The following is a 13,207-nucleotide window of genomic DNA, read 5'->3' on the forward strand; positions in this document are numbered from 1 at the left end:
CTGATCCGCCGCCGGCGTGACAGGACGGAGCGCAGGGCACGCCCGTACCGTGCCCTGCGGGCGCGGTTACTTCGCCGGCTTCTTGCCCGTGATGCCCAGGTGGACCAACAGCGCCAGATTCGGCTTCAGTTCGGCCTGCTTCACGCCCCAGGTCTGGAAGCCCTTCTGGTGCCCGGCCACCGCGGCGAGCATGACGACCAGCGAGCCGGCCATCGCGGCGGGGTTGACGTCCTTGTCGACCCGGCCTTTGGATTGGAGCTCCTTCACGGAATCCGTAAGGGAGTTGGTGACGGAACTCAAGATCTTCATGCGGATCTTGTAGAACCGCTTGTCACCCTCGGCGGCGCCGAGATCGATGACCCTGAGGATCGCGTCGTTCTTGCGCCAGAAGTCGAGGAATCCCTCTACGAGTTCTTCCGCCGTCTGGCGTCCCGCTTTACCCGCCCAGGAGCGGCCGGAGACCAGTTCCGTCAATCCGGCGCCCTCCTTGGCCATTTCCTCGGCGATCTCAAGGACAGCGCCCTCGACGTCCGGGAAGTACTGATAGAAGGTCGCGGGTGAAGTGCCTGCCTTCCGGGCCACGTCGATGACTTTGACGTCCCGATACGGCGAGGTGCTGAGCATCTCGCTGAGGCAGTCGAGCAGCTTCTGCCGCGTCGCCTGGCCGCGCCGACCGGCCACGCGGCCGTCGACGGTACGCACTTGTCCTGTCATGCCGTCAGCTTACCGAGGGGTGATCGGAGCGCGATTCGGCCGACTGCAAATGGGGAACCGCCCGCTGATCGCCGGGGTCCTTACAAGAGGTCGAAAGAGACGGAAGACACCGTAAGACGGGAAGAGGCCGGAAGAGGCCGGAAGAGGCCGACGGGCGTCGGAAGGGCCCGAAGGGCCCGAAGGGCCCGAAGCGGCTCGCTCCGGACAGCCGTGACCAGGAAAAGTGTTATCAACAGCCTGTGGACAACGGCGGTGGACAACTCGGTGCGCACAGGCCCTCACCGGGGGACAATTAGTCAATTGTTCGATTTGCCCCGCCCTGCGCCAGGCGAAATGCGCCATTAGCGTGGCCGGAAGGGGCGCCGCTCGGGCGGTGCGCACGTGGAGGAAGGATCCGGGCTCATGGCCGCATTCGCGGAAGGCACGCCGTGCTGGGTGGATGTGTCGCTTCCCGACGTTCAGGCGGGCAAGCGTTTCTACGGCGAGCTGTTCGGCTGGACATTCGGCGCGGACGGCGGTGCGGCATACGGGCACTACACGAATGCTTTCAGTGACGGAAAGCGTGTCGCCGCCCTCGCCGCGAAGCAGGACGGGCGAATGCCAACCGCATGGATGGTTTATTTCTCGGCATCGGACGCCGCCGCGATCGGTGCGCGAATCAAGGAGGCCGGGGGCGGAATGGTGATGGATCCGACAGCCGTCGGGCCGTACGGCACGATGGCGCAGGGCGTCGATCCCGGCGGCGCGGTCTTCGGCCTCTGGCAGCCGGGGGTGTACTCCGGCTTCGAAAAGCAGGGCGAGCCCGGATCTTTCTGCTGGACAGAGGTCTATACGAGGGACAAGGAGAGCGTCGATCTCTTCTACGAGTCGGTATTCGGCTTCGTCGGCAAGGATCTGCCGGGCGAACCGGCCGATTTCCGTACGTGGTCCCCGGCGGGCTCCGAGCCGGACAGTGACTCGGCGATCGGTGGGCGAAGTGTCATCACCGACGCATTTCCCAAGGAGATGCCGGGGCATTTCCTCGTTTACTTCTCCGTCGCCGACTGCGACGAGACGGTCGCCGAGGCCGTGCGACTGGGCGGCCGGGTCAGGGAGTCCGCCACCGACACTCCTTACGGCCGCATCGCCGTCGTCGCGGACAACCAGGGCGCCGTCTTCGCACTCCTGGCGGAGCCGGAGGCCGCGTGAGCGGTCCGGCGCGCGCGGGGAGGGGGCCGGCGTGCGGGAGGGGGAGCAACCCCGCATTGGCCCGTACGCGTCAGGACTCGTACGGGCGTGATACTCACCCCGTACGACGTCGTTCGCTCACTTCCTGTCCGAAACAGGGTGAGACACCCCGATCCGCCCCCGGGTTCGCAACCATCGAGCCAGACAGGAAGAATCAGGGTGCAGGGGGCCGTACCTTTGTGGCCCGTACGGGGAGGTGGCAGGCAAGTGGAGCAGCTCACGCAGCACGATCCGAGACGTATCGGGCCCTTCGAGGTGCTGGGACGCCTCGGAGCGGGTGGTATGGGGCTCGTCTATCTCGCGCGCTCGGCCTCGGGCCGGCGCGTGGCGATCAAGACGGTGCGCACCGAGCTGGCCGAGGACCAACTGTTCCGCGTCCGTTTCACGCGCGAGGTGGAGGCCGCCCGCGCGGTCAGCGGCTTCTACACCGCCGCCGTGGTCGACGCCGACCCCCGGGCCGCCGTGCCCTGGCTGGCCACCGCCTATGTGCCCGCGCCCTCGCTCGAGGAGATGGTCAACCGGTGCGGCCCGCTGCCCGTGCAGGGCGTGCGCTGGCTGGCCGCCGGTATCGCGGAGGCGCTTCAGTCCATCCACGGCGAGGGCCTGGTCCACCGTGACCTCAAGCCGTCGAACGTGCTGGTCGTGGAGGACGGACCGCGCGTCATCGACTTCGGTATCGCCTCCGGCGTCTCCAACACCCGCCTGACGATGACCAATGTGGCCGTCGGCACCCCCGCGTACATGTCGCCCGAGCAGGCGCGCGACTCGCGCAGTGTCACGGGCGCGAGCGATGTCTTCTCGCTCGGCTCCACCCTCGTCTTCGCCGCCACCGGACACGCGCCGTTCCACGGAGCCAACCCCGTCGAGACGGTCTTCATGCTGCTGCGTGAGGGACCGAATCTGGAGGGGCTGTCCGAGGATCTGCGCCCGCTCATCGAGTCGTGCATGCAGATGGACGCCACCCAGCGCCCGTCGCCCGCCGATCTCCAGTCGCAGCTCGCCCCGCATCTGTTCGCCTCGGGCAGTGACGACAGCGGTACGGCTTCGGCCTGGCTGCCCGCGTCCGCCACCGAGATGATCGAGGAGCGGCGGGGTGGCGGGCGTATCAACGCGGCAGCCGCCGCGGCCGCCGCGCGCCCGCCGGTGCCGCCCCCGCCCTCGCACCACCCGCCGCCGCCCGCGCACTCGCCCGACTGGGACGCCGCGTGGCGCCCGGATGGTGGGGGTGCCGGACAGGGCGGTCAGGGGCAGCGGGGTGGCCGGGGCGGCGCGGGCCCGGCGCCCGCCGTGCCCGCCGTGCCCGCGCCGCAGGGCGGGTCCCCCGGCGGCGGCGGCCCGGTCAGGCTCTCCGGCTCACCGGTCCCGATCGGCCCCGGCCCCCGCGTCCCGGACGGCCGTGGCGCCGCCTCCGCCGACGCCGGACCGGCCACCGGCTGGATCCGCCCGCCCGCCGGGGTGAACGGGGCGGAGCCGCCCCCCGGCACCGTCCAGGCGCCCGCCGCACCGCCGCTTCCCGCGCCGTCGCCCGCCCAGGACGGCGCCGCCGCGCCGGGCCGCTGGCGGCCCTGGCGCTTCCGGATGTCCAACGACGTCTGGGGCACCCCCGTCGTCGACGGCGATCTGCTCTACGTCACGTCGTTCGAGGTGCACGCGCTGGACGTGGGCAGCGGACGCCGGCAGTTCAAGACCCGTGACGTGGCGTGGGCGATGGCCGTCTCCGGAGGCCGTATCCACGCCTCCGACGGTCCCACGCTCTACGCGCTCGACGGCTCGGACGGCACCGAGCGCTGGCGGCTCCAGACCGACGCGTGGGTGTACTCGCTCAAGACCGACCGGGGCACCGTCGTCACCGGTACGCGCGGCGGCGGCGTCCAGGCGTGGGAGGCGTCCAACGGCGAGAAGCTGTGGGAAATCACCGGCGCCCAGACCGACTTCGAGACCCCGGAGGCCGGCCCCGCGATCTTCGACGGCACGGTGTACGTGTGGCAGGACGCCCGCCTCAGGGCGCTCGACGCGCGCACCGGCAGCGAGCGCTGGTCGTATCCCATCGGCGACGGCGCGTCCTGCGGTGGCGTACCGATACGCCTGGTCCCCGCGCCGGACGGGTACGTCTACGTGGCGGCGGGCACCCGCGTGCTCTCCATCGACATCGCCGGCGGCCATGTGCGCTGGCACTTCGAGGCGCCCGCCGTCTTCCTCTCACCGCCCGCCTTCGCGCCCGGCCCCGCCGTGACCGGCGGCGGCGTGTATCTCGCCGACTATCTCGGCACGGTGTACGCGCTGGACGCCACCACCGGCAAGGACCGCTGGCGCATCGCCACCGAGGCCCGTCAGTCCCTCGAACCGGTCCTGGTCACCGCCGGGAACGTGCACGTGGGCAGCGGCACCGCGCTCTACACGCTGGACGCGGTGGCCGGCACGCCCAAGTGGCGCTTCGCCGCGGGCGGCGACGTCGTCGGCGCGCCCGTCGTGGCCGACGGCAGACTGCACTTCGGCTCGGCCGACCACGTCCTCTACACGCTGGACGCCGGCGGCGGACAGCTCCGCTGGAAGCTGGCGACGGGCGGCGAGATCACGGGCTCACCGGTGGCGCGCGGGGGAGTGGTGTACGCGTGCAGCAAGGACCGCTGTGTGTACGCGCTGGACGCGATCAAGGGCACGGCCACGGGCCGCGGCGCCCGCTGACCGACCCCGGCGTCAATTCCGTGAAGTGCGTCAATTCCCGTACGGGCGGCGGGTGGTGTCGTCGGGCGGGGGATCAGGCGGGAGATCCGGCGGGGGATCCTGCGGGGGATGCGCCCACGGCTCCTCCCGGTCGTACCCGTCGCTGTACCCGGAACGGTCCGGGTAGGGGTACGGGTCCCGGTCCGGGTTCCGGTCCCGGTCGCCCCCGACGTACCGATGGTTTCCGCCACCTCCGCGACCTCCGCGACCTCCGCGACCTCCGCGCCGCGGCCGGCCGCTCATCACCACCGCCGCGATCAGCAGCAGCACCCCGCCACCGAAGGCGCCTGCGACGCCCAGCCCAAGACCCGTGCCGTCGCTCGTCAGCGTCAGGCCCCCGGCGGCCTGCCCCTGGCGCACCATCCACAAAATGGTGAACCCGAGCACGACCACCCCGGCCAGCGCCACCAGCACCCGCGAGCGCAGCAGCAGCCCGAGCAGGGTGACCAGGGCGGCGAAGACGAACGGGAGCAGCAGCGAGAGCCACAGGTCGGAGCTGGTGCCGGTGATGCCGTTGAACAGGTCCTCGACGCGGTAGTCCTGGCCGTGCCGGCCGTCGTACCAGGCCTGGAACGGGCTCGCGACCGCCGAGGCGGCTCCGATGACGGCGAGGACCGACCCGATGATGTTGCGGACCATCGACGGCCTCCTTGGACGAGCGTGCGGAGCACAAGCTTCCAAATTCCGACGCTACGCCCGGGAACCATGGGCCGCCAGATTTGGTCCCGTAACGAGCACCCCTCGCGTCCTGCTAGGGTGACATGCGCCCGACAAAAGGCCATCAACAGTGACCAACCGCACCATTTTCAACGGGGGTTGAAGTGAAAATTCGCCATGTCCGCGCCATAGCCGTCTTCGGCATCGCCGTCTTCGCGCTGACCGGCGCCCGTGGCTCCGGCGGCGGCGGCTGCTCCAGCAGCTCCGGCAGCTCAAGCAGCGGCGGCAGCCACTCGGACAGCGATTACGACGACGACTACGACAGCGACAGCACGTCGGGCTCCACCACCACCGGCGGATCCGTGACGGGCGGCAGTTCCGCCGACGCCGGCCGTGATCTGACCATCGACAGTTGCGATTACGACACCGCCCGCGGCTTCGTCGCCGAGATCACCGCCACCAACAGCGGCTCGGTGGATTACTCGTACTCGTTCACGGTCGACTTCACCGACTCGGCCGGTGCGACCGTCGGCAACACCGTCGGCAGCATCCCGGACGTCGTCGCGGGCGGCACCGAGACCGTCGAGGTCACCGCGGTGGACCTGTCCGACGACGAAGGCGCGTCCGGCGGCCAGTGCAAGGTCGACAACGTCGTCCGCCTCGCCACCTGACCGAAGACACGCAAAGCGCGCAGGCACGCAAAGAGAGACGACGGCAGGCGGGGCCCCCTGAACGGTCCCGACTGCCGTCGTCTCCTGTTTCCCCCGAGTGTTACGTCTTTCGCCTACGGCGCGCGGTCGCGGCAGCTCCCCTCCCCCACCGCCGCGACCGCTGCCCGGTACTACTTCGGCGGTGCGGGCGCGTGGTTGTCGCCCAGCGTCGTGGCGGTGCCCTTCGGCGGCGCGGGCGCGTGGTTGTCGCCCTGGGTGGTCGCGGTGCCCTTCGGCGGCGCGGGCGCGTGGTTGTCGCCCTGGGTGGTGACGTCTTCCGCGTTCTTCTCGGTGCTGCTCATTTTTTTCCCCCTTGGGATTGCCCTGCTCGAACCGAAGGCGGCCTTCCGCCCGGATACTCCCCCGAGGTCGCCGGGCAGAAGGCCAGGGGGACCGCTGACCCCCTGCGGAGACAATGGTCCCGAGCGACCCGTCTGCCCCCCGAGGCAACGGATCTGAATATGCACTGGAGCATGCCGAAAGAGCATAAACATTCGATGAACGCCCAGGCCGGGCACCCCGCTTGTCATTGGACACCGGACGGCGCGACCTGTTGGGCAGGGTGATACGCGCCCCACCCGCCCCATGAGCCCCTACGCCGCGCTGAGCGGGGCCTCGAGCAATCCCCGTACCTCCGCGGCCTCCGGAGCGCCCGACCCTTCGTGCAGCGACAGCGCCTCGCGCCAGCACACCCGTGCCCGGTCCGCCTGCCCCAGAGTCTCCAGCGCCTTGCCCAGCGTGATCAGGACGTTGGCCCTGGTCCGGTCGCCGCCGATGCAGCCGATCGCGAGCGCCTGCTCGGCGTGCTGCGCGGCCGAGGCGGCGCGCCGGGCCGCGAGATGGGCCTGCGAGATACGGAAATGGGTGGTGCCCTCCCACAGCCGCTGTCGGTTCGTCTCGAACCCCTCCAGCGCCTGCCTCAGTTGATCCAGCGCCTCCGTGAGCCGCCCGGCGTGGGTGAGCGCGATCCCCAGCGCGTAACGGGCGTTGGCGAGCCGCAGCGTGTGCCCGATGCTGTCGTAGACCTCGACGCCCTGCTCGGCCAGCGCTATGGCCTGGGACGTACGGCCCAGGGAGTGCTGGATGCGCGAGAGGTTGCACAGGGCGCTCGCCTCGCCGGGCAGGTTGTCGTCGGCGCGGGAGCCTTCGCGCGCCTTGAGCAGATGCGCCTCGGCGTCCTGGAAGCGGCCCTGCCCGAGGGCGATGATGCCCCGGTCGTTGTCCGACCAGTAGACCGGCACCGGGTCCTGTACGGAGTCCGCCAGTACCGCCGCCCTCCGGGCCTCGTCGTCCGCCTCCTCGTAACGGCCCGCCACCAGATGGACGTTGGTCATCGAGATCCGGGCACGCCCCTCCGTACGGGCGTCGCCCGACGCGCGGGCCGCGGCCAGCGCCGAACGGGCCGCCGTCTCGTACGACTTGGAGTTGGCGCCCGACTCCGCCAGGTCCTTCGCGGCCCACAGCAGATCGACGGCGACCCTCAGGGCGTGCCTCGGCCGAGCCCCGCCCGCCGCCTGCCGGGCGCACGCCAGCAGGCAGTCGGCCTCCGCGTACAGCCAGTCCTGCGCCTCGTTCCGGTCGGTGAAGACCAGACCCTCGTACTCCGTCGGCTCCAGATGGTCCTTCAGCCGGTCGCCCGGCCGCTCGATCGTGTAGACCCGCGCCGCCGTGGCCAGATAGAAGTCCAGCAGCCGCGAGAGCGCCGACTCCATTGCCGTGGGCGGCTGTTCGTCGCGGTCGGCGCAGGCGCGCGCGTAGAGCCTGACGAGGTCGTGGTAGCGGTAGCGGCCGCACGCCGCGGACTCCAGGAGGGAGGTGTCCACCAGCGACTCGAGCAGATCCTCGGTCTCGTGGGGCGGCAGATCGAGTACGGCGGCGGCTGCCGCCAGCGAGATGTCCGGCCCGTCGGCCAGACCCAGCAGCCGGAACGCGCGGGCCTGGGCGGGCTCCAACTGGCCGTAACCCAGCTCGAAGGTCGCCTTCACCGCCAGGTCGCCCGCTTGCAGTTCGTCCAGCCGCCGGCGCTCGTCGGCGAGCTTCGCCGCCAGGACCGAGACCGTCCAGGTGCGGCGCGAGGCCAGCCGGGAGGCGGCGATCCGGATGGCGAGCGGCAGGAAACCACAGGCGGCGACGACGTCCAGCGCGGCCTCGCGCTCGGAGCTGACGCGCTCCCTGCCGACGATGCGGGTGAACAACTGGAGTGCTTCCTCCGGTGACATCACGTCCAGGTCGACCAGATGGGCGCCCTCCAGATCGACCATCCGCACCCGGCTCGTGACGAGCGCGGCACAGCCCTCCGTACCGGGCAGCAGCGGGCGTACCTGCGCGGCGTCGCGCGCGTTGTCGAGCAGGATCAGCACCCGGCGGCCGTCCAGCGCCGAGCGGTAGAGCGCGGAGCGGTCGTCCAGCGAGTCCGGGATCGCCGAGTCGGGCGTGCCGAGCGAGCGCAGGAACGAGCCGAGCACCGCCTCCGGTTCGGCGTAGCGCGCGCCCGCGCCCTGGAGGTCCACGTACAACTGGCCGTCGGGGAAGCGTGGTCGGGCCGCGTGCGCGACATGCACGGCGAGCGTCGTCTTGCCCACGCCGCCGATACCGGCGAGCGCGGAGACAGCCATCACCGAACCCTCGGCGCTGGCCAGGCGGTTGCCCAACTCCCGTACGAACAGCGCCCGTCCGGTGAAGTCCGGCACGGTGGCGGGCAGTTGGGCGGGCCGGGTGAACGTGACGACCGGCGCGGCCTCCTCCACCGGGCGGGCCAGCTCGGCGTCCGCCTGGAGGATGCGCTGCTGGAGCCTGGCGAGTTCGGGGCGCGGGTCCACGCCCAGCTCGTCGGCGAGGAGGCGGCGGGTGTCCGCGTACACGGCCAGCGCCTCGGCCTGCCGGCCGCTGCGGTAGAGGGCCAGCATCAGCAGTTCGCGCAGGCGCTCGCGCAGCGGGTGCGCGGCGGTCAGCGCGGTGAGTTCGGAGACGGCCTCCGCGTGCCGGCCCAGCTCCAGATCGATGTCCAGCCGGCCCTCGACGAGCTGGAGGCGCCACTCGACGAGCCGGGCGCGCTCGGTGTCCGCGTACGGACCGGGCACGGACGCCAGCGGCTCGCCGTCCCACAGCCCCAGCGCCTTGTTGATCAGTACGCGGGCCTGCTGCCGGTTCCCCGCCGTCCGCTCCTTCTCAGCGGCGGTGGCCAACTCCCGTGCCACGTTGAGGTCCAGGGCGTCCGCCGCGGTGCGCAGGGCGTACCCGCCGGACTCGCTGACCAGGACACCGGCGGACAGGACCTTGCGCAGCCGGGAGGCGTACGTCCGTACGGCGGCGAGGGCCTGCGGCGGCGGCGTGTCGCCCCAGATGCCGTCGATCAGCTCACCTGCGGTGGCGGTACGGCCGTCGCGCAGGAGCAGGGCGGCGAGCAGCGCGCGCTGCTGCGGTGAACCGGACGCCAGCGACTCGCCGCCACGCCAGGCCCGTACGGGTCCGAGCACGGCGAAACGGAGCTGGGTGGAGGGGGCCGGGGGACCGGCGGGTGTGTCGGTCCGCGAGTCGGCCCGCGCGTCGGCCTGTTCGTTGCTCTGTGCGCTGTTCGGTGTGGCCGGAGCCCGTTGCTCCGGTACGCGCGGCCCGCTGTCACGGTCCATAGCTCCCCCTGCCCGCCGAACTGCCGGTATCGCCCCCGACAGTCTGCCTTGTCCCCAGTGGCGGCGTCAGCCTCGGGCGGGGGTCTGCACAAGCCCTCGACACGGTAAAGGACGGGACCCCTCCGGGTAAATCCGGCTGCGGGTGGCGAGACGGCGGGCGGGCGGGGCGGCCGGCCGCCAAGGGCCTGCCGCACCGCGATTCCGCACCGCCGCTCCGTACTGCGATCCGTACCGCGATCCGTACTCCCGCCCGTACTTCAGTTCGTGTGCTGAAGGGCGCCGGCGCCGGCGCCGCGTTCGCTCAGGAACCCTGCCCGAGGAACACCGGGTTGGTGAGCGCCACGAACGGCCCCGGCACACCGGGCACGCCCGGGGACGCCGGCGGACGCCGTACCTCCGCGCGTACGTACGTCGCGTACTCCGCCGTCGTACGCCACTCCACCGTGCCCGTGCCCGACTGCGGCAGCGCCGCGGTGTGCAGCGTCCCCTGGTCGGTGACGATGCGCGCCGTGCTGCCCGCCGGGGCGCCGGTGACCTCCAGCCGTACCGTCACCGGGTCGTCGTCGGCCACCTTCAGCCGCTCGCCGATGCCCGCGTGCAGTCCGCGACCGCCCGAGGCGCCGAACGTCACGGACACCGCCGCCGACTCCGCGATGTAGCTGCGGCCCGCGCGGATGCCCGCCAGGATCGCCTCGCGGGACAGCTCGTCGGCGAGGACGACCGTCTGCGGGGTGCCGATCGGGTCGGGGTCGCGGTGCGCGTCGCTGCTGCCCATCGCCGGGGTCCACGGCCGGCCCGAACGGGCCGACGAGACCAGGGTGTTGTCCCAGGACGCGAGGGCGACCTCGTCCTCCGGGGTGAAGGGACCATTCCACACCTCGACCGCGTCGGCGTCGTTGAAGCCGAACTTCCAGTTGCAGCCGATACAGGTGGCGTGCGGGTGCGCGGGCACGACCAGACCGCCCGCGCGCCGTACCTCGCGGGCGTAGTGCCCGAAACGGTTGTCGCGGGCGCGGTAGCGCCAGTCGACGAACGTGCCCGGGTCCATGCCGACGGCGACGACATGGCCGTTACGGGTGGTGATCTCCTCGCCCGTGAGGATGAGCAGGTCGTCGCCCCACAGCCCGTCCCAAGCGGTGTGCGCGGAGGACGTGTTGTGCTCGCTGCTGTTGATGAAGTCCAGCCCGGCGGCCCGCGCGCCCGCCGCGATCTCGGCCGGGGTGCGCCTGCCGTCCGAGTGCACGGAGTGCAGATGACAGTCGCCCCGGTACCAGGCGCGCCCGCGCCCCTTGGCCCGCTCGGGCGGGTGGACCGGGCGCGGGGTGGCGCCGGGGGAGCCGTACGTGAGGGTGATCGTGACCTCGTACGGCAGACCCTCGGGCGCGACGGTGTACGGCCCGAGCGCGATGTGCCACGTGCCGGACCGCACCGGGCCGGGCAGATAGCCGGGGGTCGCCTCGTCGGCACGGATGAAGAACTCCGTACGCGCCCCGCCGGACCAGCCCCGGAACCCGTCCCCGCCCAGCTTGGTGCCGCGCTCGTCGAAGATGCCGATGTCGAGCGCGTTGCCCTGGGTACCGGCGGGCATGGTGGGCCGCTGATAGCTGTACGCGACCCGTATCTCCCGCACACCGCGCGGCACGTCGACGGGGAGATAGACGAAGTCGGGGGAGCCGGTCGGCAGGGTGCCGCGCACGGTCTTGGTCTCCGTCTCACCACTGCTTGGCGCGGCGTTCGCGAAACTCACGCTGCTCAACGTAAGGGCCGCGGCGGCCCCGGTCACGAGCAGAGCGCGTCTGCCCATCGCGTGTTCGGTGTGGTCGTTGCACATGCGGGCGGCTCCCCAGGAGTGTCGAGAGTGACGGGACGAAACAGGAGTGGACGGGAGTGGTGCACTCGAACCCTGGTATTGAGCCGTGAACGGCGGTGCAAGGGAAGGGGGTCGACAGATGGTGCGCACATTGCCGGTATCGACGAGGCCCGCCCGACCAGGCCCGCGACCAGGCCCGCCCGCCACCGCCGGGTACGCACCGTGACCGTCCGGACCGGCTGCCGGTCACGTCACCTGAAGAGACTCCGGTGCGCCCGGCTCCACTCGACCCGGCCGGCCAGCACCGCCAGATGCCCCTCGGCGACCCAGGTGGCCTGGGGTTCCAGCCCTCGGCAGGCGAGTTGTCGCACCAGGGCGGCGGTGTCCAACTGCGCGGCGATGACGGCGTCGACCATGCCGGAGGCGGGGCGGTCGGCCCGGCCGAGACCGTACACGTCGCAGAACAGCTCCAACCGCCGTCGCCGGTCCGGCGGCTCGGGGTACCGAAGCCACCGCACGCACTCCTTGTCGTCCCGGAACGGCGCCACGTACTCCAGGGCGTAGGCGACATCGTGGATCCGCGCCGCCGGGCGCGCGAAGTCCCAGTCGAGGATCCCGACGGGACGGTCGCCGTCCCAGACGGTGTTCCACGGGGCGAAGTCCCCGTGGCAGACGATCTGGCCGGCGGCAGGGGCGCCGACGCCCGTGCACCACTCGGTGCCGGCCGGAGGGACGAAGCCCGCGCAGGCGTCGTGATACGCGCGCAACAGCCGGGCGAACGCGGCCAGACCGTCGTCGCTCACGATCTTGGCCCAGACCGCGGGGCCCGACTCGCCGTCGATGAAGGTGAGGACTTCCCGGCCCTCGCCGTCGAAGCCCAGCACACGAGGGGAGTAGGGGAAGCCGACCGCTTCCAGATGGCGCAGCAGCGCGTGGACGGCGGGGGTCCAGGGCTGGACCGGGCGGTGGACGGTGTCGCCGATCCGTACGACGGGGCGGGGACCGTCCTGAAGGCTCTCCCGGTCCATGCGCGCGTTCCCTCCCGGTCGCTGTGGCGCACTGCGGTCCGCAGTACGGATGAGTCTGGCACCTGGTTACGGGCGCCCCCGTAGACCCGAGGAACGCCAACTCCTCTTGACGACCTACTCATCCCACTCAACGCAACTCACACTCCACGACACCGGGGAAAGCGGGACCACCGATGCCCCCGACACCCTCGTAGCCCAGGGCGATGGCCGCCCGCCCGCGTACCCAGACGCGTGCCTGTTCGTCGCCGCTCTCGTCGGCCGCGCGCGCGGCGGTCCGGTACCAGTTGACCGCCCTGGCGCCGTCGGATCCCGGAAACGTCTTCGCGTACAGGGTCATGAGCCGGGCCGCCACCGACCAGAGCTGCGGGGAGTCGAGCTGCTGCTGTACGAGCACAAGCTCGCCCGCGACCCGCCGCTGGATATCGGCGGCGCCCAGGCTCATGTACCGCGTGCCGTACGTGGCGAGTTTCGCCTCCCACGCCTCACCGGACGGTCCGCCGTCACTTTGCCACGCTCCCAGCGGCTCACATATTCCCGCTCAAGCGAAGTACCGAATGCCTCGTTGATCTCCGACGCCAGCCGCCCCTGACTCCAACCGCGAACCTTCCTCAGTTCCCTGATCAGCCGAGCAATTCCCATAGCTCCATCTTGCCCTCACAGGCGCCCTCGGGGCCGAACTGGCGGGCGATCGGCACTACTTGCCCCTGG

9 protein-coding genes and 1 pseudogene are annotated in these 13,207 nt (G+C 71.5%); 3 read left to right on the plus strand and 7 right to left on the minus strand.

What is annotated here, in order from left to right:
- Positions 1-66 precede the first annotated feature (66 nt).
- Positions 67-714, minus strand: coding sequence for a TetR family transcriptional regulator (locus tag OG329_RS24275; protein ID WP_078076684.1), 648 nt, complete (start codon positions 712-714; stop codon positions 67-69).
- Positions 715-1,116: 402 nt separating this feature from the next.
- Here OG329_RS24275 and OG329_RS24280 point away from each other — a divergent pair, with 402 nt between their 5' ends.
- Both OG329_RS24280 and OG329_RS24285 read left to right on the plus strand, forming a co-directional pair.
- Positions 1,117-1,902 (plus strand): VOC family protein, encoded by a 786-nt coding sequence (locus OG329_RS24280; protein WP_405798036.1) that lies wholly within the window; start codon positions 1,117-1,119, stop codon positions 1,900-1,902.
- Between the two features lie 246 nt (positions 1,903-2,148).
- Positions 2,149-4,626, plus strand: a complete 2,478-nt coding sequence (locus tag OG329_RS24285; protein ID WP_405798038.1) for a PQQ-binding-like beta-propeller repeat protein — start codon at positions 2,149-2,151, stop codon at positions 4,624-4,626.
- Between the two features lie 30 nt (positions 4,627-4,656).
- Here OG329_RS24285 and OG329_RS24290 read toward each other — a convergent pair whose 3' ends face one another.
- Positions 4,657-5,304, minus strand: coding sequence for a hypothetical protein (locus OG329_RS24290; RefSeq protein WP_405798040.1), 648 nt, complete (start codon positions 5,302-5,304; stop codon positions 4,657-4,659).
- Positions 5,305-5,486: 182 nt separating this feature from the next.
- Between OG329_RS24290 and OG329_RS24295 the strand changes: the two genes are divergently transcribed.
- Positions 5,487-5,993 carry a hypothetical protein gene (locus OG329_RS24295; RefSeq protein WP_405798042.1) on the plus strand — a complete coding sequence of 169 codons (507 nt, stop codon included), beginning with the start codon at positions 5,487-5,489 and terminating at the stop codon, positions 5,991-5,993.
- A gap of 170 nt (positions 5,994-6,163) precedes the next feature.
- Here OG329_RS24295 and OG329_RS24300 read toward each other — a convergent pair whose 3' ends face one another.
- The 5 genes and pseudogenes from OG329_RS24300 to OG329_RS24320 all read right to left on the minus strand — a co-directional run.
- Positions 6,164-6,334, minus strand: coding sequence for a sigma-like protein (locus OG329_RS24300; protein WP_405798044.1), 171 nt, complete (start codon positions 6,332-6,334; stop codon positions 6,164-6,166).
- Positions 6,335-6,625: 291 nt separating this feature from the next.
- Positions 6,626-9,661 (minus strand): AfsR/SARP family transcriptional regulator, encoded by a 3,036-nt coding sequence (locus OG329_RS24305; protein WP_405798046.1) that lies wholly within the window; start codon positions 9,659-9,661, stop codon positions 6,626-6,628.
- A 301-nt stretch (positions 9,662-9,962) separates the two neighbouring features.
- Positions 9,963-11,492, minus strand: coding sequence for a CehA/McbA family metallohydrolase (locus OG329_RS24310; RefSeq protein WP_405798048.1), 1,530 nt, complete (start codon positions 11,490-11,492; stop codon positions 9,963-9,965).
- A 230-nt stretch (positions 11,493-11,722) separates the two neighbouring features.
- Positions 11,723-12,499: a phosphotransferase enzyme family protein gene (locus OG329_RS24315; RefSeq protein ID WP_405798049.1), complete on the minus strand. Its 777-nt coding sequence runs from the start codon at positions 12,497-12,499 to the stop codon at positions 11,723-11,725.
- A 184-nt stretch (positions 12,500-12,683) separates the two neighbouring features.
- A pseudogene (locus OG329_RS24320) lies at positions 12,684-13,138 on the minus strand (helix-turn-helix domain-containing protein); the annotation flags it as partial.
- Positions 13,139-13,207: the final 69 nt, after the last annotated feature.

This window comes from Streptomyces sp. NBC_01506 (assembly GCF_045040295.1).
GTDB lineage: Bacteria > Actinomycetota > Actinomycetes > Streptomycetales > Streptomycetaceae > Streptomyces.